This window comes from Methyloligella sp. GL2, assembly GCF_013341275.1.
GTDB lineage: Bacteria > Pseudomonadota > Alphaproteobacteria > Rhizobiales > Methyloligellaceae > Methyloligella.
This window is the reverse complement of sequence record NZ_CP054476.1, coordinates 2,175,320-2,200,766: the sequence shown is the minus strand read 5'-3', so window position 1 is coordinate 2,200,766 and position 25,447 is coordinate 2,175,320. Positions and strand designations below refer to the sequence as shown.

Below are 25,447 nucleotides of genomic sequence, written 5' to 3'. Positions count from 1 at the left end.
GAAAGCCCTGGGCTTCACGCCGTGGAGCACCCGGTGTTCGACGTCTGGCTGACCAATTGCAAGACGCCCTCGGGCGATTCCGCCGCCGAGAGCGCGCCGAATTCGCCGGCCCCGTCGGACAACGCTTCGTCCAACAATCCCTGAAATTCGGTCCGCTCCACCTCGATGGTGCCGAACCGCGCCAGGTGATCGGTGACGAATTGGGTGTCGAGCAGGGTGAAGCCGCCCGCCTTCAGCCGCGCCACCAGATAGACGAGCGCCACCTTGCTGGCATCGCGCATCCGGCTGAACATGCTCTCGCCGAAGAAGGCGCGGCCCAGATGCACGCCGTAGAGCCCGCCCACCAGCTCGCCGTCCTTCCAGACCTCCACCGTGTGGCAATAGCCGAGCTCGAACAGCTCTTTGTAGAGGCTGCGGATGCGGGCGTTGATCCAGGTCGAGCGGCGGCCTTCCGCCGGCGCCGCACAGCCCTCGATCACCGCATCGAAATCGTTGTCGACGCGGATTTCGAAAACCTGCTGGCGGATGGTGCGGGCAAGCCGCTTCGGCACATGCACCTTGTCCAGGGGGAGAATGCCGCGCCGCTCCGGCTCGATCCAATACAGCGCGTTATCCCGCGCATTCTCCGCCATCGGAAAGATGCCGCAGGTGTAGGCCTTCAGCAAAACCTGCGGCGTGATCTCGATCATGATGTCGTCGAGGGAACTCATCGACCCCTCCTGTCAGCGCGACTCAGCTTTGACCCAGATGATTTTCCAGCCAATGGATATCATACATCCCATTGATGATGTCCGGCTCTGAAAGAAGCGCTGTGAACAGGGGGATCGTCGTATCGATCCCGTCGATGACGAATTCGCCCAGAGCCCGTTTCAGCCGCATCAGGCATTCGTTCCGGTTGCGTGCGTGAACGATCAGCTTGCCGATCATGCTGTCATAATAGGGCGGAATGGTGTAGCCGGCGTAAGCACCGGAATCGACGCGAACCCCGAGCCCGCCGGGCGGGTGGAAATGGGTGATCTTGCCGGGGGAGGGTCGGAAAGTCCGCGGATCCTCGGCATTGATACGGCATTCGATGGCGTGGCCGTTGAAGGTCACGTCCTCCTGCTTGATGGTCAGCGGCGCGCCGGAGGCGACCCGGATCTGCTCGATCACCAGGTCGATGCCGGTGATCATCTCGGTGATGGTGTGCTCCACCTGCAGACGGGTGTTCATTTCGATGAAATAGAACTCGCCGTTCTCGTACAGGAACTCGACCGTGCCGACGCCCTTGTATTTCAGGTCGCGCATGGCCTGAGCCACGGTCTCGCCGATCCGCGCGCGCTCGGCGGCGTTCAGGGCCGGCGAGGGGGCCTCTTCCCAGATCTTCTGGTGGCGCCGTTGCAAGGAGCAGTCGCGCTCGCCCAGATGAATGGCGTTACCCTTGCCGTCGGCCAGCACCTGCACCTCGATATGGCGCGGCTTGGCCAGATATTTTTCGATATAGACCGTCGGGTCGCCGAAGCTCGCCTGCGCCTCGGTGCGGGCCGTGGCCAGAGCCAGCTCCAGCTCGCTCTCGTAATTGGCGACCTTCATGCCGCGCCCGCCGCCGCCGGAGGCCGCCTTGATCAACACCGGATAGCCGATCTCGCGGGCAAGCAGCTTGGCCTCCTCCACATCGGAGACCGGACCGTCGGAGCCGGGCACCACCGGAATGCCGAGCTTCCGCGCGGTTTCCTTGGCCTGGATCTTATTGCCCATCAGCCGGATATGCTCGGCGCTAGGACCGATGAAGGCGATCTCGTGCTCATCCAGGATATCGGCGAAACGGTCGTTCTCCGCTAGGAAGCCGTAGCCCGGATGCACCGCATCGGCATTGGTGATCTCGCAGGCCGAGACGATCTGCGGAATGTTGAGATAGCTGTCCTTGGCCGCGGCGCCGCCGATGCAGACGCTCTCATCGGCGAGGCGCACATGCATGGCGTCGGCGTCAGCCGTCGAATGCACCGCCACGGTGGCGATGCCGAGCTCTTTGCAGGCGCGCTCGATACGCAGCGCGATTTCCCCGCGATTGGCGATCAGGATCTTGTCGAACATCGACGCGGGCTAACTTTCGATGATGGCGATCGGCTCGCCGTATTCGACCGGATGGCCGTCCTCCACGAGAATGGCGATGACCGTGCCGGCATGGGGCGCGGGGATATGGTTCATCGTCTTCATCGCCTCGATAATGAGCAGGGTCTGGCCGGCGCTGACCCGGGTGCCGACCTCCACGAAAGGCGGCGCGCCCGGCTCCGGCGCCCGGTAGGCGGTGCCGACCATGGGCGAGGTGACGGTGCCCGGATGCGGGCCGGCCTCGGCCTTGGCGGGCTTCTCCGCTTCGCCCGCGGCAGGGGCCGGAGCAGCAGCAGCCGGCGCGAACCCGCCGGCGATCACCGTCTGATTGCGGGCGACGCGGATCCGCCGTCCGTCCTGCTCGATCTCGATCTCGGTCAGCTCCGTATCGGTAAGGAGCTCGGCCAGTTTTCGAATGAAGGCTTCGTCGAAGCCGCTACCGCTGTTGTTCTCGTCGGACATTACCTTGCCTTGCCTTCGGCGATAGCGGCGGCGAGCGCCTCGATCGCAAGCTCGTAACCCAATGCGCCCAGACCGCAGATCACTCCCGATACTCCGCCGGAGATATAGGAATGATGCCGAAACGGTTCGCGCGCAAAAATATTGGAGAGGTGAACCTCCACGCTCGGCAGCGAAACCGCCATCAGGGCGTCCAGAAGCCCGACCGATGTATGCGATAGCGCGCCGGCGTTGACAATAAGCCCTGAGGCTTTCTCCCGCGCTTCCTGGATCCAGGAGATCAGCTCACCCTCGTGGTTGCTCTGGCGGAAATCGATCGTGAGGCCGAAATCCGCCGCGCGCCCCTCGCAGCGCTTGGCGATGTCCGCCAAGGTCTCATGCCCATAGATCTCCGGCTCCCGCGTACCGAGCAGGTTCAGGTTGGGGCCGTTTAAGATGAAGATCGGTTTGGCCATGGGGCAGGCAGCACCGGCTGAGAAATGGGTGACGTGAAAATGAAGCGGGACGATAGATAGTCTTGGCGGCGCTCTGCAAGCCCCGATCACCAGGGGCAGAGCCAAGCTGCGCGGCTACTTATCAAATTTTTCTAAGCGTAGCAAAAAAACCGGAAAAGCCGGTGGAAACCGGCCTTCCGGCGGAAGATCGTGTTAGCACGTTGTGGTGCAGCCGTTTTCGCGGATCTGATCGACCTCGTTCTCCAGCTGATCGAACAGATCGGTCGGTGCTCCGGCGATCATCCTGTCGCCGATCAGATAGAGCGGGGTGCCCTGCAGGCCGATGGCCTGGGCCAGCTCCTCGTTCTCTTTCAGCGTGGCGCCAATCGACGGATCGGTCATGTCGGCCTTGAGCTTGTCCATGTCGAGGCCGAGATCGCGGGCGATTTCCAGGCCCTTCTCCTCATTGGCCTTGCCCGGATCGTTGAACAGCCGCTGGTGCACTTCCAGATATTTGCCCTGCTTGCCGGCGGCCAAGGCGACGCGTGCGGCAGCTTCGGAATCTTCGCCGAAGATCGGCAGGTCCTTCAGCACCAGCTTGACGTGAGGATCGGTCTCGGCAAGCCGCATCACGTCGGGCAGGGCGCGCTTGCAGTAGCCGCAATTGTAATCGAAGAACTCGACCACGGTGACGTCGCCCTCCGGATTGCCGGCGGTGAAGCTGCGCGGCGAGCGGAACAGCTTCTCGGCATTCTTGCCGATGGCTTCCTTCTGCATCGCCTCTTGCGCGTCCTGCTGGCGCTTATCGAGCTCGGTGGACATATCCACCAGAATCTCCGGATTGGCGATCAGATCGTCATGCACCACGTCCAGAAGCGCCTGACGGTCCTCTTCCTTGCTGAGATCGAGGCCGCCCGGGGTGGCGGTAACGGTGCCGCCGCCGGCCATCTCGATCTTGTTCTCGCCGATCACACCGGTCAGCATCAGCCCCGCCGCCGTCACTGCGGCGGAGACGACCGCCGCCACAACGGCTACGGCAAGGCCAGTTTTCACGTTCATAATTTTCTCCTTAAGACCGGGACGGTCCTAGTTGGTTTGAGGGACTTCGAACCGCAGGATGTCGTCGGCCTGGATCCAGTTCGGCGTCCCTTCGACAAATCCGTGCTGGGCACGCTTGGCCTGCTGCTTGGCGAGGCCGATTTGCCCTTCATAGAAATAGGCTTCCGCCGAGGCGAGGTCAGCCTTGGCGAGATATGTAATGCGTGCTTGCCCGGAAAGCTTGTCCGCTTTGCGGCCATAGGCGATGGCAATTTGCCGGTAGCCCATGGCGGAGGTGCGTTCCCGCGCCAGGGCGAATTGCAGATTGGTGATGGCGTCGTCCACATTCTGGGGCGTCGGGTCGCCGAGCTGGGCTTGCGCCAGCATCACCCGGATCAGCGGCTCGTCGGGCGAAAGCTCCACCGCCCGCTTCAGCGAGGGGATTGCCTCTTTCGCCCGGCCGCTCTCGAACAGGAACTGGCCCTTAATCTCGTGGAAATACGGCCAATCCGGTTGCGATTCGGTCAGCGCATCGAGCAGCGGCATGGCCGCATCGACGCCCTTGTCGCGATAGGTGGCGATGGCCCGCGCGTAATAGGACGGATAGCTGCGGTCGCTTTCCGGATATTTGTTGAACACCACTTCCGGCTTATCCAGGAAGCCGACCAGCTTGGCCCGCACCAGATCGTGCCGGAACTGCAGCTCCGGTGGATCCTTCACATTGTAGTAGGGGCTGGAGCTCACCAGGGCCCGCAGCTGCGACAGGCGCTGCGTGGGCAAAGGATGGCTCTGCAGGAACGGGTTGATGCCCTCGATGCCGATCAGCTTGGTGGCCAGCTTTTCGAAGGATTGCAGCATGCCCTTGCCCGATTGATGGCTGGCATTGAGGAAGGTGACCGCCGCCTGGTCGGCCGAGGATTCCTCGTCCTGCCGGTAGGCGAGAACCGAGCGCATCGCCGCTTCGGTGCCGCCGAAGGCGATGCCGGCGCCGGCCTGGCCGATATTGCCGTCGCCCGCCACGGCGCCCGCCGCCATGGCGGCAAGGCCCAACAGCTGCAGCATCAGCGCCGCGGATTTCGCCCGCGAGACCTGCGTGCGCAGCCGGGCCAGATGGCCGCCGGTGATATGGCCGCTCTCATGGGCGATCACGCCGATCACCTGGTTCGGCGTATCGGCCATCATCAGCGTGCCGGCATGGATGAACATGTTGTGGCCGTCGACCACGAAGGCGTTGAAGGCGCGGTCGTTGACGATATGGATCTCGATGCCTTGCGAGCCGAGCCCTGCCGCCTTGAAGATCGGCTTGGCGTAGTCGCGGATCAGCTTCTCGGTCTCCGCATCGCGGATCAGCCCCGCCGCTTGCGCCTGGCCGGTGGCAACCAGAGAGAAGGCAAGCGTGGCGACCGCCAGTGCCTTCCAACTCCCGAGGAGCCGCGTTCGGATCGATCTTGCCGCTGTCTCAACCATAGTTCGGTATTCTAAGGGTCAATGCGCCTTAGCGACTAGGTTGCATATCGCACACCGAAGAGCCGTCGGCCAATCCGATTCCGGCCGAGATCACCGCGAATTGATCGCGGTAAAATGGCGCTTCGTAGCCTATGGCGCGGAAACCGGTTTCGTGCGATGCCCACCCTCACGCAATTCAGGGCTGTGAATACGGCGACAGCGTGACCGGCCCGCGCCGGAGACGCGCCGGGAGCCCTGAAATTCGGCGAAAAACTCTTCTGCCATGAATCGTTAGATGAGTCTTCGGATATGAGTAGGACGCGCGTGACCAGCCAGACGACCAGCCAAGCCAAGCCGTTTCCGAACCACGACGACACGGCGAAACGAATCTCTTCCGCCGCGGGGCTGATCGATCCGTTTATCGTCATGGATGTGATGAGCGCGGCGGCCAAGGCCGAGGCGGAGGGCGCCGATATCATCCATATGGAGGTCGGCCAGCCGGCCACCCCGGCCCCGAAAGCGGCCCGGGAGCGGGCGGCCGATGCGCTTGCCGGCGACAAGCTCGGCTATACCCTGGCGCTCGGCCTGCCGGCGCTGCGCGAGCGGATCGCGGCCTTCTACAAGGAGCGCTATGGGCTGTCGTTGTCGCCGGAGCGGGTGATCGTCACCAGCGGCTCTTCCGCCGGCTTTCTGCTGGCCTTCCTGGCGCTGCTGGAAGCAGGCGATGGCTTCGGCCTGCCGTCGCCCGGCTATCCCTGCTACCGCAATATCCTGCGCGCCATCGGCGGCCGTCCGGTCGAGATCGAAACCAGCGATGCGGGACGCTGGATGCCGACCCTCGCCGATGTGGAAAGCCTGGCCGGGCAGGGGGCGCGGGGCCTTCTGGTTGCCAGCCCCAACAATCCCACCGGCACCATGTGCGAAGGCGGCACGCTGGCCGATATCGCCCGCGACTGCGACCGCCGCGGCTTGTGGCTGATCTCCGACGAGATCTATCACGGGCTGGAATATGACCGCGCCCCGGAGACCGCGCTTGCCGCCTCCGACGAGGCCATCGTGGTCAACAGCTTCTCGAAATATTTCAGCATGACCGGCTGGCGCGTTGGCTGGCTGGTGGTGCCGGAGCGCCTGGTGCGGCCCATCGAGCGCCTGACCCAGAATCTCTATATCTCCACCCCCACCATCTCCCAGCATGCCGCGCTCGGCGCGTTCGATGGCATCGAGGAGCTGGAGGCGATCAAGGCCGGCTATGCCAAGAACCGGACGCTTCTGCTGAACGCGCTGCCGCGCGCCGGTTTCGACAAGATCCTGCCGGCCGACGGGGCTTTCTACCTTTATGCCGATGTCGGCGATCTCACCGACGATGCCGCCGGGTTCTGCCGCCGCATGCTGAGCGAGGCGGGCGTTGCCACCACGCCGGGCATCGATTTCGATCCGGTGCGGGGCAACCGCTTCGTGCGCTTCTCCTATGCCGGCAGCGAGGCGGAGATGGCCGAAGCGGCCAAGCGGCTGGCCGATTGGCTGAAGACCCGCAACTAGCCCGAAAACACCGCCCCAAAAAGCGAAGAGGCTCCCGAAAGGGGAGCCTCTTGCATTTGTCGATTTCCGAGCGTGGCGCTTAGCGCTGCCACCAGCCCCGGCGCCGCGGCCGGTCGTCGTCCGGCTCCTCAGTGGTTTCCTCGGCGACGGCGGTCTCGGTCTCGGCCGTCTCCGGCTCGGCATAGACCCGGGTCTCGGTCTCTTCCTCGACCTCGAAGCTCACCGCCTCGGTTTCCTCGCTGTGCGCCGCGAGCACCGGCTCTACCGTTTCTTCTTCCGGCTTTGCCTCCACGGCTACGGGCTCAGGCGTGTTGTCCTCGGTCTCGGCTTCGGCCTGCGGCGCAGGCGCCGGTTCGGGCGTTACGGTCTCTTCCGAAGAGTCTTCCGAGGTTTCGGAAGTCTCGCCCGTTACATCGTTCTCCGAGGCTGCATCGGCCTCGGCCGCCCGGTTGGCACCGCCGCGCCGTCCCCGGCGGCCGCCGCGGCGACCGCGCCGGCGCGGTCGCTTGCTCTGCTCCTCATCGTCCGTTTCGCCGTCCTCGCTGTCGCTGACGGCAGCAACGGCCTCGTCCTCGGTCTCGTCCTGCGCGCTGCTCTCGGCGCTGATGCTTTCGCCATCGCCGTCACCACCGCCTCCGCGGCGGCGTCTGCGCCGGCGGCGCGAACGGCGGCGGCCGGACTCGCCCGATTCCTCGCCGTCCTCGCTGGAGGAGGGCTGATGATGCGCCCAATCCATCTGCACCACGGCGCCTTCGCCCGTGGCCATTTCCGCTTCGGCCATCTTCTCGATGGAGAAGGTCGCCCCGTGCATTGCCTCGCTCGCCGTCACCATGATCGGCACGGCGAAGCGCTGCTCGATATCCTTAAGATGGCTGCGCTTCTGATTGAGGATGTAGAGCGCAACCTCCGGCGCGGTGGTCGCGGTGAGCGCCGTCACGCCCTCGGAGATCAGCTTGTCCTCCAAGGTGCGCAGCACATCCAGCGCCACCGATTCGACGGAGCGGACCATGCCGGTGCCCTGGCACATCGGGCAGGGGCTGGTGCTGCCTTCCAGCATGCCGGTGCGCAGGCGCTGGCGCGACATCTCCAGCAGGCCGAACGGGCTGATACGGCCCACCTGGATGCGCGCCCGGTCGTTGCGCAAGGAGTCCTTCAGCCGTTTCTCGACGTGGCGATTGTTGCGCCGCTCGTCCATGTCGATGAAGTCGATGACGATCAGACCGGCGAGGTCGCGCAGCCGCAGCTGGCGGGCGATCTCTTCCGCCGCCTCCAGATTGGTGCGCAGCGCCGTGTCCTCGATATTGTGTTCGCGCGTCGCCTTGCCGGAGTTCACGTCGACCGCGACCAGCGCTTCGGTCTGGTTGATGACGATATAGCCGCCGGATTTCAGCGTGACCTGCGGACTGAACATCGCCGCCAGCTGTCGTTCCACCTTGTAGTGGATGAATAGCGGGTCTGGCTCCTTGTAGAGCTTCACGTTCTTCGCATGGCTCGGCATCAGCATGCGCATGAAGTCCTTCGCCTCGCGATAGGCGTCCTCGCCCGCGACCAGAACCTCGTCGATATCTTTGTTGTAGAGATCGCGGATTGATCGCTTGATCAGGCTGCCTTCCTCGTAGACGAGGCTGGGAGCGGTGGATTTCAGCGTGAGGTCGCGCACCGTCTCCCACAGACGCAGGAGATAGTCGTAATCGCGCTTGATCTCCGACTTGGTGCGCTGGGCGCCAGCCGTGCGGATGATCAGTCCCATGCCCTGGGGCACTTCCAGATCGTCGGCGATCTCGCGGAGCCGCTTGCGGTCCGGCGCCTGGGTGATCTTGCGGGAGATGCCGCCGCCGCGTGCGGTGTTGGGCATCAAGACCGTGTAGCGGCCGGCAAGCGAAAGATAGGTGGTCAGAGCTGCGCCCTTATTGCCGCGCTCTTCCTTCACCACCTGCACCAGAATGATCTGACGGCGGCGGATCACCTCTTGGATCTTGTAGGACCGGCGGCGGCGGCGCGGACGCTCCGGCACCTCTTCCATGGCGTCCTCGGAGCCGACGGATTCGACGCTCTCCTCGCCGGACTCCTTGTCGTCCTTGGATTTGGCCTTGGTGCGGCGTCCGCGGGATTTGCGGCCGCGCGTCTCGCCGGCATCCTCGGAGGACTCCTCATCCTCGTCGGAGCTTTCGCCGCGTGCGTCCTCGGATTCCTCGTCCTCGTCGTCATCCTCGTCGCTGTCTTTCGGCGCCGGGGCTTGTTTGGTGATGACGTGGTTCAGGTCGCTCTTAGCCAGGGCGAGATCGGTATCGTCCTCCTCGCCCTCCGTCGGAGCAGCCTCTTCTGTCTCCTCGGGCGCGGTCGCCTTGGACCTGGACCGGGACCGGGCACGTTTCGGCTTGGCCTTCTCAGTCTTGCCCTCGGCCGCCTCGGCGCTCTCCGCCTCGGCCTCTTGGGCGTCGGCGTCCTGAGCCTCGATCTCCGGCGTCTCGCCGTCCTGCGCCTCGGTTTCTTGTGCCTCGGCTTCTTGCACCTCGGACTTGCCGCGTCCGCGGCCACGGCGGCGCCGGCTGCGGCGCTTGCCGCTGACCGCCTCGTCCTCGGCGTCTTCGGCCGCCTGCGCCCGGCTTTCTTCCTCGGCCTCCTCCTCTAGGAGGGCCTGACGGTCGGCAACCGGAATTTGATAATAGTCGGGGTGGATTTCATTGAAGGCGAGGAAACCGTGCCGGTTCCCGCCGTAATCGACGAAGGCCGCCTGGAGCGAAGGCTCCACACGTGTGACCTTCGCCAAATAGATATTTCCGCGTAGCTGTTTCTTGTTGGCTGACTCGTAGTCAAATTCCTCTACACGGTTCCCCTTCACGACGACCACCCGGGTTTCCTCCGGGTGGGCCGCGTCGATCAGCATTTTGCTTGGCATGTTGTAGGTTCTCCGCCGCGCGGGACGGGAAGGGCGGCATGTGCTGCCGCCGCGAAAGCAATGACCCGAGGCCCTGCGCGCGCTTATCTGGAATAGATACTGTATTTGAACGCGTGAGCGAGGCGCGAAGCGCAAGGCATCCCGGCACAACCGGTCTCGGTTGCCATGCCGTGGACGGCTTGGGCGAAGCAGTGCTTCGTCCGAGGCTTCGTTCTGTGCTCACGATCTGCATAAATAATCTCCGGAAAGCCGCATCTGCGGCTCGGGATCATCCGTTCTGGCGGTCGTCTCTCACCCGCCGCCAATTCTGCGTCGCCGCTACCATTTGCGGCTCGGACGCATGAAAATGTTGATTCTAAAGGCCTATATCGCCCCTTCGCGTTGGAAGGCCTTGCCGGTTCGAAAGATTCGAACCTCTCTATTTAGTGTGGTGCAAAGAGATTTGGCAAGTCTGACGCGATTTTTGCCGTCGAAGCGCAACTGGGTTTCCTTAACTATCCCTTTCCGGAATTTTGGCATGTTCGCAAGGCGTTGAGGCCGGATTGTGTCGCCGACCGTCGGTTGAAGGCACGTCCACAACACGTCTTTGGTCGAATTCTGCGGGGAGAAATGCGTAGCGTGCCTGGCTTTCCAGCTCGAAAGCGGATGACGGCGGTAGGGCGTGCCGCCATTGCGACGCTGCTTCTGGCGCTGTTCTGCGGCATGTTTTTCGGCCAGCCGGCGCCGGTCCATGCCGATCCGAGCATTGCCAATGACGCAAGGCTGGCCGGCGACCGCAAGCGCACCCGTTTTATCGCCGATCTCTCCAGCAAGGTGGGGATCAACGTTTTCTCCCTCGACGATCCGTATCGCGTGATCATCGACCTCGCTGATGTGCGCTTTCAGCTTCCCACCGGGATCGGCAAGGAGACCAAGGGGCTGGTGAGAGGTTACCGCTACGGCCTGTTCGCCCCCGGCAAATCCCGTATCGTTCTCGATGTCGACGGTCCTGTGCTGGTCGATAAAAGCTTCGTGCTGGATGCCAATAACGGTCAGCCGGCGCGGCTGGTCGTCGATCTGGTGCCGACCGACCGCAAGACCTTCCTGGAGCATGCCGAGGATGCGGGCACCCAGATCGCCGTCGCGCCCAAGCCGTTGCCGCCCACCGCAGACCGTCCGGCCAATGCCAAGCCTATCGTGGTGCTCGATCCCGGCCACGGCGGCATCGATTCCGGTGCGGTGAGCCCCAAGGGCACCCAGGAGAAGGATGTGGTGCTCGCCTTCACCGAGCTGCTGAGCAAGAAGCTCAAGGCGACCGACAAATTCGAGGTGGTGCTCACCCGGGACGACGACACCTTCCTCACCTTGCGCGACCGGGTCGCCTTCGCCCACAAGAAGGGGGCGAGCCTGTTTCTGTCCATCCACGCCGACTATTACCCGAAGAAGGCGGAGGCGGCGCGCGGCGCGACCGTCTTCACCCTGTCAGAGAAGGCCTCCGACGAGGAGGCGCGGGCACTTGCCGCCAACGAGAATCTCGCCGATGCCATGGCCGGCGTGACCTTGCCGGAAGAGCCCGACGCGGTGGTCACCGACATTCTGATCGATCTCGCCCAGCGCGAGACCCAGAACCGCTCCGTGGTGTTCGCCGGCTCGATCATGTCGAATTTCGAAGGCCAGGTGCATCTGCATAGCCGCAAGCCGAAATCGGCCGGCTTCCTGGTGTTGAAATCCCCGGATGTTCCGTCCGTCTTGCTGGAGCTCGGCTATCTGAGCAATCCGGAGGACGAGAAGCTGCTGCTTTCGGACAAATGGCGGGAAAACACCGCCGACGCCGTCACCCAGGCGGTGGAGGGCTATTTCGAGCAGCGCATCGCGCGTATGCCATTTTGAGCCTTTGAAGCCTTAGCCGAGTCGTGGCATAGCGGCTGGTCGCGGCAATATTCGGCGCGACATCAGCCTTTTGTTGCCATATTCTTGACTAGGGTCCAAGCAGACCGCTTTGAACGCGGAACGGGACGGGTTCATGGACATTACAGCGCCGATTAAGCCGCCGGAGAACGGGCGCCGGCGGCGTCGCGGAGGCTTCTTTCTCCGTTTTATTGGATTTCTTTTCGCAGCCGGGATGATCGTCTTCGTCGCCGGTGCGGGCGCTGTTGCCTTCGTGCTGTGGCAATTCTCCAGGGATTTGCCCGATTACGAGGTGCTGGCCAAATACGAGCCGCCGGTCACCACCCGCATTCACGCCAATGACGGCAGCCTGATCGCTGAATATTCGCGCCAGCGCCGTATCTACGTGCCAATCACCGCGATTCCCGACCGGGTGATCCAGGCCTTCATCTCCGCCGAGGACAAGAATTTCTATCAGCATGGCGGCCTCGACATCCAAGGCATCGTCCGTGCCGTCGTCACCAATCTGAACAACATTCAGTCCGGCCGGCGCATGGTCGGTGCCTCGACCATCACCCAGCAGGTGGCCAAGAACTTCCTGCTGACCAACGAGGTCTCCATCGAGCGCAAGATCAAGGAGGCGATTCTCGCCATCCGTATCGAGCGCGCCTTCACCAAGGACCAGATCCTCGAGCTCTATCTGAACGAGATCTATCTCGGCGTCGGCTCATACGGCGTGGCCGCGGCGGCCCAGAGTTATTGGGACAAATCCCTGAATGAGCTCACCCTGGCCGATGCCGCCTATCTTGCCACGCTGCCCAAGGCACCGAGCAATTACGATCCGTTCCGCCATCCCGACCGCGCGCTCGCCCGCCGCAACTGGGTGATCGACCGCATCGTTGAAAACGGCTACGCGACCCCGGAGGAGGGGGAGAAGGCCAAGGCCCAGCCCCTCGGTGTCACCAAGCGCCCGACCGGTCCGCGCATCTTCGCCTCGGAGTTCTTCGCCGAAGAGGTGCGCCGCGAAGTGCTCGACATGTTCGGCCAGGACAAGCTCTATGGCGGCGGCCTCTCGGTCCGCACCACCCTCGATCCCAAGCTGCAGCGCATGGCGCGCAAGGCGCTGATCGACGGGCTGGTCGCCTACGACCATCGTCATGGCTATCGCGGCGTGGAGAAGACCATCGCCATCGATGGCGATTGGGGCAAGGAACTCGCCGATATCGACGTCTGGTCCGATATCGAGCCCTGGCGCCTGGCTGTCGTGCTGGAGGTCTCCTCCGACAAGGCGACTGTCGGTCTGCGCCCCACCAAGGACGATTACGGCAAGCTGCGCGAAGACCGGGAGAAGGGCGTCGTTCCGTTCTCTGAAGCGAAATGGGCGCGCCCTGTGCTGGAGCGCGGCCTCGGCCGCTCGCCCCGGGCGATGACCGATGTGGTCAAGCCGGGCGACGTGATCTACGTCTCGCCGCGCGAGGATGACGACGGCAAGGTCGTCGAGGGTGAATGGGCCTTGCAGCAAGTGCCGAAGATCGGCGGCGCCATCGTCGCCATGGATCCCTATACCGGACGTATCCTGGCGCTGGTCGGCGGCTTCAGTTTCGCTCAGAGCGAGTTTGACCGTGCGGTGCAGGCGCGCCGCCAGCCGGGCTCCTCGTTCAAGCCGTTCATCTACACCACTGCGCTCGATAACGGTTATACGCCTGCCAGCATCATCTATGACGGCCCGATCTCCATCGATCAGGGGCCGGGCCTGCCGCCATGGCAGCCGAAGAACTACGAGGCCGGCTCCGCCGCAGGTCCGTCAACCTTGCGCTATGGCATCGAGCATTCGCGCAATCTGATGACGGTGCGTCTGGCGCGCGATCTCGGCATGCCGATCATCTCCGAATATGCGCGCCGCTTCGGGGTCTACGACAATCTGATGCCGGTGCTCTCCATGTCGCTCGGCGCGGGCGAGACCACCTTGATGCGGCTGGTCGGCGGTTATTCCATGTTTGCCAATGGCGGCTTGCAGATTAAGCCGACCCTGATCGACCGCATCCAGGACCGCTACGGCCGCACCGTGTGGCGCCATGACGAGCGCAAATGTCCGCAATGCGCCGCCAAGGCTTGGCGCGGCCAGCCCGAGCCCGACGTGATCGAGAACCGCAAGCAGATCGTCGACCCGATGTCGGCCTATCAGATCACCTCGATCCTGGAAGGCGTGGTCAAGCGCGGCACCGGCCGCCGCATCGCCGCGCTCGGCCGTCCCGTGGCCGGCAAGACCGGCACCACCAATGACGAGAAGGATGCGTGGTTCATCGGCTTCACGCCGAACCTCGTCGCCGGCGTCTTCATGGGCTTCGACACGCCCAAGCCCATGGGCCATGGCGAGACCGGCGGCCGCGTGGCCGGTCCGGTCTTCCTCGAGTTCATGAAGATGGCGACCAAGGGCACGCCGGCGGTTCCGTTCCGGGCGCCCCCGGGCATCAAGCTGGTGCGCATCAACCGCAAGACCGGCCTGCCGACCACCGGCGGCGACTCTTACGCGATCATGGAAGCCTTCAAGCCGGGCGAGGAGCCCTTGGGCGCGGTGGCCTCGACCACCGGCGGCTATAACAATAGCGGCGGCTATAACGGCCAACAGCAATACGGCCAGCAGCAGCAATACGGCACCCCGCAGCAATATGGGGGGCAGCAGCCCTATGGCGGCCAACAACCCTATGACGGTGGCGGCTATGGCGGGCAGGCGCCTCAGGCGCAGCCCGGCTACCAGAACCCCGGCCAGCGGAGCTTCGGCGGCGGCCAGGGCTTGAATTCCGGTACTGGCGGCCTCTATTAGGACAGCATAATCAAGCGACCGGCGTTCGAGCACCGCTCCGTTCCGTGGAGCGGCGGTTGAGCCTTGAATGCCGCGCTCTCCACACCCTTATTTTTCACGGTTCGAGTTTTAGAGGAAACGATGCGCGCGGAAATCGAGGCAATCGTCGACGACATCAAGGAATCCATGTCTTTGCTACGGAGGCATCTTTGACCCGGCTGCCGCGAAAAATCGTCTAGCCGAGCTTGATCGCGAGGTCGAGGATCCGAACTTCTGGAACGATGCGCAAAAGGCCCAAGGCCTGATGCGCGAGCGCACCCATCTGGATTCGGCGTTGCAGGCCTATGCCGCGCTGGAGCGCGACCTTGAGGACAATATCGCTCTTGCCACCCTCGGCGAGGAGGAGGGCGACGAGGAGGTGATCGGCGAAGCGACCGCCGCCCTGGAGGCCTTGCGCAAGGAATCCCACACCCGCGAGGTCGAGGCGCTGCTCTCAGGCGAGGCCGACGGCAACGACACCTATGTGGAAATCCATGCCGGCGCAGGCGGCACCGAGAGCCAGGACTGGGCCCAGATGCTGGAGCGCATGTATCTTCGCTGGGCCGAGGACCGCAAATATAAGGTGGAGGTCATCGCCGAGAGTGCCGGCGAAGAGGCGGGCATCAAATCCGCCACCTTGCTGCTCAAGGGCACCAACGCCTATGGCTGGCTGAAGACCGAGAACGGCGTGCACCGCCTGGTGCGCATCTCGCCGTTCGACTCCGCCGCCCGGCGCCATACCAGCTTTGCCTCCGTCTCGGTCTATCCGGTGGTCGACGATGCCATCGAGATCGAGATCGAGGACAAGGATGTCCGGGTCGACACCTACCGGGCGAGCGGTGCCGGCGGCCAGCACGTCAACACCACCGATAGCGCGGTGCGCCTGACCCATCTGCCCACCGGCATCGTGGTGCAGTGCCAGAGCGAGCGCTCCCAGCACAAGAACCGGGCCACCGCCTGGTCGATGCTGCGGGCCCGGCTCTACGAGGCGGAGCTGAAGCGGCGCGAGGAGGAGGCCCAGTCGGAGGCCGAATCGAAATCGGAGATCGGCTGGGGCCACCAGATCCGCTCCTACGTGCTGCAGCCCTATCAGCTGGTGAAGGATCTGCGCACCGGTGTGGAAAGCACCAATCCCAACGCCGTGCTCGACGGCGCCATTGATCCCTTCATCGAGGCGGCGCTGGCCGGCAAGCTGCAGGCCAGCGAAGACGCCTAACGGGCAGGGGCCCTTCCAAACGCAATCGGCGCCGGGCAAGTGCTTGCCGGCGCCGATGCAAATCTAAAAACGTCTATTCGTCTTCGCGGGGCGGCTTACTCTGCGGCGCTCGCCTTGGTTTCCGGCGCCGCCGGATCGGGCTTGGCCGCTTCCAGCTCGCTGCTCACCGCCTTGACCGGTGCGGAGGAAAACCCGCTCGGCGAAGAGGACGGGGCAGGGCTGCTCGCGGCCGGCTTCGGCGTTTCGCCCACTGAGACGTTGACCGGATCTTCGGAGCGGCGCGACTTACCCTCGAAATAGGCGCCTTGCTCGATCGCCAGGCTCTGATGGTAGATGTCGCCCTCGACATGGGATTCGGCCTGCAAGGTGACCCGCAAGCCGCGGATCGAGCCGCTGACGTTGCCGCGCACCACCACATCGTCGGCGATCACGCCGCCGGAGACGCGGGATTTCTCGCCGAGCAGCAGAGAGACGCATTTCACGTCACCCTGAATCTCGCCATCGACCTGGATTTCGCCCTTCGAGATCACGTTGCCGATAATGGTCAGGTCCTCGCCGATGATCGACGGCACGGCCTTCGAATAGGATTTGGAAGCGCTGCTCGGGCTCGGTGTGGCAACCGGCGCTGCCGGCTTCGGCGCCGCCTGGCTGGCGCGCTCACCGAACGGACGGCTCTTCTCGGCGCTCGATCCGAAGGACGGTTGCTTGTCGCCCGGTGTTCCCCGCTCTGGTTTTTTCGTAAACATAACTCGCCCCTCTCCAAAGCAAATTGCACCTTATCGCCAGAAGCGTGCCCCCAGCGTCCTGCTGTTTTCCACACTAATGCGCTTGTGCGCACTTGTCCTGGAGTTTCTGATTCGGCATGGCAATTTTTCGCGGCTTACACAGTGAGTCGGAGCGCCGGAAATGCCTTCCTTTGGCCGATTTTCGCCCGTCTTATGAGCGGCGTGCACAAAGAGTCGGCGCATGTTGAGAAACCGACGGTGCCGGGCGAGGGGGACATCGAAAAATTCGGCCATTGAAGCAACGCGGTGGGCCGGTGGCGATGAATGTCGGCAAGCGTGGTCCGTCTACGGTTGACGGGAATCGGTGTGACGGGATACGCGAGGCGACCGCCATCTTTGCGCGAGGCAGTTTGTCGATCTCGGTTACATGAAGAAACGGACGTCAACTGCTCTTGTGAAATGGACCTCGAAGGGGAAGGTCCTCCTCACCTTGCCTGCCCAAGGGCGCGCCTTGGTGAAGCGGGTTCCCGAACCCGTACAACACGAGCTGAAGAAGCTCTCTTCCGGCGGCGTCAGTCTCAGCCGTGAAATCTTTGCCGGCCTTCTGGTCGGCGGCCTCATCGCCATCGTCGCCGGCTATGCGCGGCTTTCCCACGGACCGGTCTTCTTGCCCAATCTGGTGCCGGCGATCGAGGCCTCCATCAATGGCGAGCTCACCGATCTCCACGTCGATATCGACAATGCGGTTCTGATGCGCAGCCCGGATGGGCCGGGGATCGTTTTCCGACTGAAGAATATCCGGCTCATCGACCGTGAGGATTCCGTCGTCGCTCAGGCGCCCTTCGCCGCCGTGGGGTTGAGCGGAAGCGCGCTGCTCACCGGCCGTATTGCTGTCGGCAGCGTCGATTTCATCGGTCCGAGGTTGCTGCTGTTCTATAGCGACGAGCAGGGGCTGGCGCTCACCTTCTCCGAGGCGGAGGAGAAGGATGGACTTGGCGGAGACGCCTCCCAGGCCTCGCCCTTCGGTCCTCTGACCCGCGACCCCGCCGCCCCGGCTATCGCCACCCAGCCCTCGCAGGAGGCGGCACTGGCCGAATCCGGGGCCAAGCTCAACGTCACCCAGATGGTCGGTCATGTGCTCGACGAGGCACGCACCGGCGACAATTCCTATCTGACCCGTTTTGGCGTGAAGGATGCCGAGGTGGTGTTGAGCCATAATGGCCGGCAGACCTTTGTCCAGGTGCCGGAATTCTCCGCCAATCTGGATCACCGCAGCGGACGTAGCATTCTGATTGGCGCTCTGACCGTCGGCGCGCCGGATGCGCAATGGCATTTCGACTTCAAGGTCGCCCAGCGGCCGCGGCAGAACAGTATGGCCCTGACCGTGAATGTGGAGGATCTGAAGCCGTCGGCCTTTTCCGGCAATTTGCCGGAGGCCGAAGGGCTCGCCGGCATCGATATCCCCATCACCGGTGAGGCCAATGTCGAGCTGGCCGATAGCGGGGAATTTCTCGCATGGTCCGCCGATTTCAATGTCGGCCACGGCCTGATTACCGTGCCATGGGAGAAGGAGCATCCCATGGAGGTCGACGAGGGCGAATTGCATGTTCGCTATCAGAAGGACCAGCGTATCGTCCGGCTGCTGCCCTCGAGCCTGAGTTGGGGACGCAGCAAGATCGCCATCAGCGGCGCCTTTACCCCCCAGAAGCCGCAAGCGGGCCAGCCCGACCGCTGGGATTTCAGGCTCGATGGAGACAAAGCCTTTCTCGCCGCCGATGAGTTCGGCATCCCGCCGGTGAATGTGGATACGCTTCTGGCGACCGGTGTCGTGACCCCGGAACAGGGGCGCATCGATATCTCCAAGTTCCTCGCCAAGCTGGGCGAGGCCTCCGTGCAGTTGACCGGCAGCTTCATCCATGCGCCGAAATCGCCGGAGATGCATATCCAAGGCACGATCAGCCCTATGCCAGCGGATATTTTCAAACAGATCTGGCCCAAATTCATCGCCCCGGGGGCGAAGGAATGGGCCGGCAAAAACGTGCTCGCCGGGCGCGTCGTGGGCGGCAAGGTCGATATCAATATGGGGCCGGGCGAGCTCGACGCGGTCAAGAATCAGGGTGCCGATTATGCCGGCACCGTCAGCTTCGACATGGATGCCGCCGATCTGCGCATCAATTATATCGATGGGCTGCCGCCGGTTTCGCTGCCGACGGCATCGGTCCATATGCGCGGCACGACGTTTTATGCCGACGTTCCGAAAGGCACCATCACGCTGCCCTCCGGCGACCAGATCGCGTTGAACCAGGGGCGCTATGAAGTTGCCGATCTAAGGCCCAAGCCGCATCTCGGCGTGTTGACCTTTTCCGGCCGCGCCGGCACCTCCGCCGTGCTGCAGCTCCTCGATCATCCGCCGCTGCATTTGATCAGCGATCTGGGGCGGGACCCGACCAGCTTCGGCGGCATCATGACCGGCGATTTCGCGGTGAGCATTCCGGCGAAGCCGGATCTAACCTTTGACGATATCGGGCTGAACGGCTCAGCCCAGATCGAGAATGTCGTCGCAAACGATGTGGTGGGCGATCTCGATATCAAGGGCGGGACTTACGACGTCAGCCTCACCGAGCAGTCGGTCGAGGTGAGCGGCGAGGTCGCCTTCGAGGGCGTGCCGGCCCAGGTCACCTGGCAGCGCCTGTTCAAGCTGCCGGAAGAGAGCCAGCCTCCGGTGCGGCTCACCGCCAATCTCGATGCCGCCGAGCGCGACAAGCTCGGTATGAAGGTGAACCATCTGGTCAAGGGTGTGCTGCCGGTGACCCTGCTGTTCCCGAATGGCGACGGGGGCGGGGATGAGGCCATGCAGAACATGCAGTTCGAGGCGGATCTCACCAATACCGAGCTGACCGTCTCCAGCATGGGCTGGATCAAGCCGGCCGGCCAGCGCGCCGTCGCCAAGTTCAAGGTCAATCAGGCGAAGGATGGCTCGGCCCGCCTCGAGAACTTTGCCATCACCGGCGAGAACGAGATCGATATCCAGGGCTGGGTGGCGCTCGACAAGAACAAGCAGCTGCAATCCTTCCACTTCCCCGACTTCTCGTTCAACTCGCTGACCCATGTCGAGATCACCGGCGAGACGGGCGCGGACGGCATCCTGAAGGTCAAGGCCAACGGCCCGACCTATGACGGCAAGCAGTTCTTCAAATCGCTGTTCTCCGCCGGTCAGCTGGCGGCCGATGCGCCGGCTGAATCCGATGAGTCCGCCGGCATGGATATGACGGCGCATTTCGGCACCGTGATCGGCAATTACGGCACCACACTGCAGAATGTCGATGTCGACCTGAAGACCCGCAAAGGGGATCTGGTGGCGCTCGATGCCAAGGGAAATCTGAACGGCAAGTCGCCGGTCGGCGTGCGGCTGGAGAATGAGGGCGGCTCGCGCGTCATCCGTGCCGAATCCCGCAATGCCGGCGATGCCTTCCGCCTAGTCGGGTTTTATCGCCAGGTGCAGGGCGGCGAGGGGACCTTGCTGGTCAATCTCGATGCCGGCAGCAATGACATGAAGCGCGGCACCTTATGGGTGCGCAATTTCGAGGTGGTCAGCGACGACGTGGTCAGCAATCTTCTGACCGACCAGCAATCCCAGGCCGCCTTCGGCCCCAACAACCGCCAGCGCCTGCGCAACCGCCTGCGCTTCGACCGCCTCCGCGCGCCCTTTGCCGTCGGCAACAACCAGTTCCTGCTGCAGGATGCCTATATGAACGGGCCGATCCTCGGCGCCACCATGCGCGGCAGCGTCAACTTCAAGGCCCAGACCGTCGATCTCGGCGGCACCTATGTGCCGCTCTACGGGCTCAACTCGGCGCTGGGGCAGATTCCGATCCTCGGTAATATTCTGGTCGGCCGCCAGGGTGAGGGCATCGTCGGCATCACCTTCGCCATCAAGGGCAAGCTGCAAGACCCCGCGGTGCTGGTGAATCCGATGTCGGTGGTGGCGCCCGGCATCTTCCGGCAGATCTTCGAGTTCAACGGCCAGCCGCCCAACGGCAGCGCGACGCGAAGCGGCAGTATCCGCTAAGCCGCGAGGTCCCAGCGCCGCGAGAGCGCACCGCGCTATTCGGGGCGCAGCAGCGCGTGGCGCTTCTTGCCGAAGGAGAGCTTGATCACGCCTTCCGGGGTGAGATCCTCGCCGGTGAGTTCCCGCTTCGGGTCCTGCACCACCACGTCATTGACCCTCAGGCCGCCACCCTTGATCTGACGCCGCGCCTCGCTGGTGGAGGCGACGAGCCCCGCATCGACGAAAGCGGTCAGCACACCATAGCCTTCATCCAGCGCCGCCTGAGCGACCGGGAAGGTGGGCAGGCTCTCGGCCGTCTTATGCTGCTCGAAGGTCTGCCGCGCCGTCTCCGCGGCCTCGTCGGCGGCCTGGCGGCCATGCACCATGGCGGTGGCTTCCGTCGCCAGCACCTTCTTGGCCTCGTTCAGCTCCGCGCCTTGCAGCGCAGCCAGCCGGGCGACCTCGTCCAGCGGCAGCTCGGTGAACAGCTTGAGGAAGCGCCCGACATCGGCATCTTCTGTGTTGCGCCAAAACTGCCAATAATCGTAAGGGCTTAGCATGTCCGCATTGAGCCAGACCGCACCTTTGGCGGTCTTGCCCATCTTGGCCCCGGAGGCGGTGGTGAGCAGATTGGTGGTCAGGCCGAACAATTCAACGCCTTCGGTGCGGCGGCCGAGCTCGATGCCGTTGACGATATTGCCCCATTGATCGGAGCCGCCCATCTGCAGGCGGCAGGCGCGGCTCCGGTAAAGCTCGACGAAGTCGTAAGCCTGCAGCACCATGTAATTGAATTCGATGAAGCTTAAGGGCTGCTCACGGTCCAGGCGCAGCTTCACCGACTCGAAGCCCAACATGCGATTGACGCTGAAGTGACGGCCGTAATCCCTTAGGAAGTCGATATATTTCAGCTTGTCGAGCCATTCGGCGTTGTCGACCATGATGGCATCGGTCTCGCCGTCCCCGAAACTGAGGAATTGCGCGAAGACCTTGCGGATGCTGGCCTTGTTGGCCTCGATATCCTCGGTCGTCAGCAGCTTGCGGGATTCGTCCCGGCCCGAGGGATCTCCGACCTTCGATGTGCCGCCGCCGAGCAGCACGATCGGCTTGTGGCCGGCCTGCTGCAGGCGCCGCAGCATCATGATACCCAGGAGGTGGCCGACATGCAGGCTCGGTCCGGTGCAGTCGAAGCCGATATAGCCGGTCACGACCTCCTTTTGCAGCAGCTCGTCCAGCCCGCTCTCGTCGGTGCATTGGTGGATATAGCCGCGGGCTTCAAGCGTCGTTAAGAAGTCGGATTGAAAGTCGCTCATTCGTCGTAATTTTTGTCTGCAAAATTTCGTCTGTAAGGCTGCCGCATATCTGGTTTAGGAAGCGGTGCCGGAAGCGCCAAGAGCCTCTAGCAGCTTTGCCGGCAAATTGCACGGAAGGGAACGTCTATGCATGAAGGGATGACAGCCCTCGGCCTGATGAGCGGCACATCCATGGACGGGATCGACGTCGCGGTGATCTCGACCGATGGGGAGCACCTGTTCGCGCGCGGCCAGGGGCTCAGCTATCCCTATTCGGCCGAGGAGCGCGAGAGGCTGAAATCCGCCGCACAGGCCGCTTGGCGCATTTGGGGCTCAAGGTCGGGCGGGAGTCACCCCGATCCGGCCGATATGGCGTTGCTGGAGCAGGTCGAGGACGAACTCACCCGGGCCCATGCGGACGCGGTCAACCGCTTTCTCGATTCCTTCGGCATTCCCCGCAGCGAGATCAAGGTGGTCGGGTTTCACGGCCAGACCGTCTATCACGATGCCTCCCGCCGTATCACCCGCCAGCTCGGCAGCGGAGCGCTGCTCGCCAAGCTTACCGGCCTCGATGTGGTGCATCACTTCCGCGCCGCCGATATCGCCGCCGGCGGGCAGGGCGCGCCGCTGGTGCCGGCCTATCACCGCGCGCTGTCGGTGGAGGTGGGGCTCGACCGCCCCGTCGCCATCGTCAATATCGGCGGGGTGGCGAATATCACCTTCATCGGTGCCGACGGCAGCGTCGTCGCCTTCGATACCGGTCCCGGCAATGCGCTGCTCGACGATTGGGTGCAGCGCCACACCGGCGAGCCCTTCGACCGCCACGGTGCGTTGGCGCTTCGCGGCCGGGTGAACCGCGAGGTGCTGAAACGCCTCGCCGCGCATCCTTATTTCATGCGGCAGCCGCCGAAATCGCTCGATCGTTATGATTTTCCGCCGCTGGAAGAGGCCGGCCTCTCGGTGCAGGACGGGGCGGCGACGCTCACCGAATTCACCGCCCGCGAGATCGCGCAAAGCGCCCGCTTTCTGCCGCATGCCCCGAGGCTCTGGGTGCTGACCGGCGGCGGAGCGAAGAACCCCGCTCTGGTCCAGGCCATCAGCAAGAACGTCAGCGCGCCGGTGGTGCTGGCCGACGAGATCGGCCTTTCCTCGGAGCATTTGGAGGCGGAGGCCTTCGCCTTCCTCGCCGTGCGTTCGCTCCGCAAGCTGCCGCTGACCTATCCGGGCACCACAGGCGTGCGCCAGCCTTTGACCGGCGGACGCCTGATCCGGGCGCCGCGGCGTTAGCCGAAAAAAACGATTTTACGAGATCTGCTTCTCCCTCCCCCAGAAAGGGGGAGGGCCGGGGTGGGGGGCATCGCTTCGCGAAACAGAGCCCCGATTTTGCCCCCCCCTCTAGCTCCCCCCTTTTAAGGGGGAGAACCGGCCCGTATGCGGACGCAGAAAACGGACCGGCAACGAGCGGCGCTAGTCTTCCTCGGCGGGCTCCGGCGCCTTGCCGAGGCGCTTGTCGAGATAGCCGTCCACCGCTTCCATCAGCGCATCCATGCGGCCTTCGAAGAAGTGGTTCGCCTCCGGCACCACGGCGTGGTCGATGACGATGCCCTTTTGGGTCTTCAGCTTCTCCACCAGGCCGCGCACCGAATCCGTCGGCACCACGCGGTCGTTCTCGCCATTGACCATCAGCCCGGAGGACGGGCAGGGGGCGAGGAAGCTGAAATCGTAGAGATTGGCCGGCGGGGCCACCGAGATGAAGCCTTCGACCTCCGGCCGCCGCATCAGAAGCTGCATGGCGATCCAGGCGCCGAACGAGACGCCGGCAATCCAGCATGTCCGCGCATCCGGATTATAGGTCTGCAGCCAGTCCAGCGCCGTCGCCGCGTCGGCAAGCTCGCCGGGGCCGTTATCGAACAGCCCCTCGGAGCGTCCGACCCCGCGGAAATTGAACCGCAGGACGGAAAATCCCCGCCGCTGGAAGGCGTAGTAAAGGTGGTAGACCACCTGATTGTTCATCGTGCCGCCGAATTGCGGATGCGGATGCAAGATCAGCGCAACCGGCGCATTCGGGGTCTTGTCGTGGTGATAGCGGGCTTCGATCCTGCCGGCCGGGCCGCTGATATTCACCTCGGGCATGAAACACGAACCTCGTTCTGATGTTAGGTAGGTAAGGGCCGGGATTGGCGCCGCGGCCGCCTGCAGAGTTGCAACAGCGAAAAACCCGTCGGAAACGGTGCCGTAAACTTGACTCTGCCGTTCAGGAATCCTATTACGGGCGTATATTTAGAATTGTTCCAAACCGCGCCCGGAAAGATGCGCTGAAGGTGGGCGCGCATTTGTTCCACAGGCCGCGCTACATAGCATGCAGAGCGGGGTTCGGTGCAAGCGCTAAGCGACGCAGTTCGGCCGAAAGGCTCCGGGGAGAGCATGAAAAGACGCTCCTATCTCGACTATAATGCAACTGCGCCCCTGAGGCCGGCAGCCCGCGCCGCTATGGTCGATGCGCTGGATCTGGTCGGCAATCCGTCTTCCGTTCATGGCGAGGGCCGCGAGGCGAGGGCCGCGATCGAGGCCGCCCGCGGCAAGCTGGCCCGCTTGGTCGGGGCCTCTGCCGGCGAAATCGTCTTCACCAGCGGCGGCAGCGAGGCCAATGCCATGTCGCTCGGCGCCGTCGACGGGCCGCGCTTCATCTCCGCCATCGAGCATCCCTCGGTTCTGAGCGCTGAAGATGCGGTGCTTATCCCCGTCACCAGCGAGGGAATCGTGGACGTTGCGGCGCTTGCGGAGCTTATCGAAAGCCACCACCTAGACGGGAAGGCGCCGTTCCTGGTTTCGGTGATGACCGCCAACAATGAGACCGGCGCCATTCAGCCGGTGGCGGAGATTGCCGCGCTGGTGCATGAGGCGGGCGGCCTGCTGCACACGGACGCCGTACAGTCGGCCGGAAAGCTTTCGCTTCGCTTCGACGAGACGGGCGCCGATTTGATGAGCCTGTCGGCCCATAAGATCGGCGGCCCCAAGGGCATCGGCGCCTTGGTCGTCCGTGAAGGGCTGAAGGTGAAGCCGCTGATCCGCGGCGGGGCGCAAGAGACGCGCCGCCGGGCCGGCACCGAGAATGTCGCTGGGATCGCCGGTTTCGGTGCGGCGGCGGAAGCCGCGGCTGCCGAGCTGGCCGAAGAGGACCGGATCGGCGCCCTAAAGGCAATACTTGAGCAAGAGGCGATGGCCGCGATCCCCGATGCTGTGGTAATCGCCGGCGCCGTGGACCGGCTTCCCAACACGGTGTGCATCGCCGTTCCGGGCGCCAAGGCCGAGACCCTGGTGATCGGTCTCGATCTCGCAGGTGTCGCCGTCAGCGCAGGAAGCGCCTGCTCCTCCGGCAAGGTGGAGAATTCCCATGTGCTCACCGCCATGGGGCTCGACCCGGAGGTGGCCGAAGGCGCCATTCGCGTCTCCCTCGGATGGGAGAGCGAAGAAATCGATGTGGAGAAGTTTCTTGGCGCTTGGACCGCTTTGGTGAAGCGCTTACAGCAGCAGCGGGTTGCCGCGTAACGCCAG

17 protein-coding genes are annotated in these 25,447 nt (G+C 63.8%); 7 read left to right on the top strand and 10 right to left on the bottom strand.

Going from position 1 to position 25,447, the window contains the following annotated elements; genetic code table 11:
* Nucleotides 1-14: 14 nt before the first annotated feature.
* The 6 genes from aat to HT051_RS10370 form a co-directional block, all read right to left on the bottom strand.
* A complete protein-coding gene (aat, locus tag HT051_RS10395) occupies nt 15-710 on the bottom strand; it encodes a leucyl/phenylalanyl-tRNA--protein transferase (RefSeq protein WP_174541966.1) in 696 nt (231 codons plus the stop codon).
* A gap of 22 nt (nt 711-732) precedes the next feature.
* A complete protein-coding gene (gene accC, locus HT051_RS10390) occupies nt 733-2,073 on the bottom strand; it encodes an acetyl-CoA carboxylase biotin carboxylase subunit (protein WP_174541965.1) in 1,341 nt (446 codons plus the stop codon).
* A gap of 9 nt (nt 2,074-2,082) precedes the next feature.
* Nucleotides 2,083-2,553, bottom strand: coding sequence for an acetyl-CoA carboxylase biotin carboxyl carrier protein (gene accB / locus HT051_RS10385; protein WP_174541964.1), 471 nt, complete (start codon nt 2,551-2,553; stop codon nt 2,083-2,085).
* Nucleotides 2,553-3,005, bottom strand: a complete 453-nt coding sequence (gene aroQ, locus HT051_RS10380) for a type II 3-dehydroquinate dehydratase (protein WP_174541963.1) — start codon at nt 3,003-3,005, stop codon at nt 2,553-2,555. The genes accB and aroQ overlap by 1 nt, the downstream gene beginning before the upstream one ends.
* Before the next feature lie 192 nt (nt 3,006-3,197).
* Nucleotides 3,198-4,043 (bottom strand): DsbA family protein, encoded by an 846-nt coding sequence (locus tag HT051_RS10375; RefSeq protein ID WP_174541962.1) that lies wholly within the window; start codon nt 4,041-4,043, stop codon nt 3,198-3,200.
* 27 nt (nt 4,044-4,070) lie between these two features.
* Nucleotides 4,071-5,489 (bottom strand): M48 family metalloprotease, encoded by a 1,419-nt coding sequence (locus HT051_RS10370; RefSeq protein WP_174541961.1) that lies wholly within the window; start codon nt 5,487-5,489, stop codon nt 4,071-4,073.
* 405 nt (nt 5,490-5,894) lie between these two features.
* Here HT051_RS10370 and HT051_RS10365 point away from each other — a divergent pair, with 405 nt between their 5' ends.
* A complete protein-coding gene (locus HT051_RS10365) occupies nt 5,895-7,007 on the top strand; it encodes a pyridoxal phosphate-dependent aminotransferase (RefSeq protein ID WP_246810251.1) in 1,113 nt (370 codons plus the stop codon).
* 79 nt (nt 7,008-7,086) lie between these two features.
* Here the strand turns inward: HT051_RS10365 and HT051_RS10360 are convergent, their stop codons facing one another.
* Nucleotides 7,087-9,906: a ribonuclease E/G gene (locus HT051_RS10360; protein WP_174541959.1), complete on the bottom strand. Its 2,820-nt coding sequence runs from the start codon at nt 9,904-9,906 to the stop codon at nt 7,087-7,089.
* Nucleotides 9,907-10,524: 618 nt separating this feature from the next.
* Here HT051_RS10360 and HT051_RS10355 point away from each other — a divergent pair.
* The 3 genes from HT051_RS10355 (at nt 10,525) to prfB (ending at nt 15,830) form a co-directional block, all read left to right on the top strand.
* On the top strand, nt 10,525-11,775 hold the full coding sequence (locus HT051_RS10355) for an N-acetylmuramoyl-L-alanine amidase (protein ID WP_246810055.1): 1,251 nt from the start codon (nt 10,525-10,527) through the stop codon (nt 11,773-11,775).
* 232 nt (nt 11,776-12,007) lie between these two features.
* The gene (locus HT051_RS10350; RefSeq protein ID WP_246810054.1) at nt 12,008-14,596 is read left to right on the top strand and encodes a penicillin-binding protein 1A; all 2,589 of its coding nucleotides are present in this window, start codon (nt 12,008-12,010) and stop codon (nt 14,594-14,596) included.
* A 120-nt stretch (nt 14,597-14,716) separates the two neighbouring features.
* Nucleotides 14,717-15,830 (top strand): peptide chain release factor 2 gene (gene prfB / locus HT051_RS10345; RefSeq protein ID WP_174541957.1). Its coding sequence is split into 2 segments (ribosomal slippage): nt 14,717-14,785 and nt 14,787-15,830, totalling 1,113 coding nucleotides; the frame shifts between segments, so codons are not numbered across the junction.
* Between the two features lie 95 nt (nt 15,831-15,925).
* Here the strand turns inward: prfB and HT051_RS10340 are convergent.
* Nucleotides 15,926-16,576 (bottom strand): polymer-forming cytoskeletal protein, encoded by a 651-nt coding sequence (locus HT051_RS10340; RefSeq protein ID WP_174541956.1) that lies wholly within the window; start codon nt 16,574-16,576, stop codon nt 15,926-15,928.
* Between the two features lie 469 nt (nt 16,577-17,045).
* Here HT051_RS10340 and HT051_RS10335 point away from each other — a divergent pair, with 469 nt between their 5' ends.
* The gene (locus HT051_RS10335) at nt 17,046-20,624 is read left to right on the top strand and encodes an AsmA-like C-terminal domain-containing protein (RefSeq protein WP_174541955.1); all 3,579 of its coding nucleotides are present in this window, start codon (nt 17,046-17,048) and stop codon (nt 20,622-20,624) included.
* A gap of 35 nt (nt 20,625-20,659) precedes the next feature.
* Here HT051_RS10335 and tyrS read toward each other — a convergent pair whose 3' ends face one another.
* Nucleotides 20,660-21,913, bottom strand: coding sequence for a tyrosine--tRNA ligase (tyrS, locus tag HT051_RS10330; protein ID WP_174541954.1), 1,254 nt, complete (start codon nt 21,911-21,913; stop codon nt 20,660-20,662).
* Nucleotides 21,914-22,051: 138 nt separating this feature from the next.
* Between tyrS and HT051_RS10325 the strand changes: the two genes are divergently transcribed.
* Complete coding sequence (locus HT051_RS10325) at nt 22,052-23,179, top strand: anhydro-N-acetylmuramic acid kinase (RefSeq protein ID WP_208454304.1); 1,128 nt, start codon at nt 22,052-22,054, stop codon at nt 23,177-23,179.
* 180 nt (nt 23,180-23,359) lie between these two features.
* Here HT051_RS10325 and HT051_RS10320 read toward each other — a convergent pair whose 3' ends face one another.
* Nucleotides 23,360-24,025, bottom strand: coding sequence for an alpha/beta hydrolase (locus HT051_RS10320; protein ID WP_174541952.1), 666 nt, complete (start codon nt 24,023-24,025; stop codon nt 23,360-23,362).
* Nucleotides 24,026-24,316: 291 nt separating this feature from the next.
* Between HT051_RS10320 and HT051_RS10315 the strand changes: the two genes are divergently transcribed.
* A complete protein-coding gene (locus tag HT051_RS10315; protein WP_174541951.1) occupies nt 24,317-25,441 on the top strand; it encodes a cysteine desulfurase family protein in 1,125 nt (374 codons plus the stop codon).
* Nucleotides 25,442-25,447 lie beyond the last annotated feature (6 nt).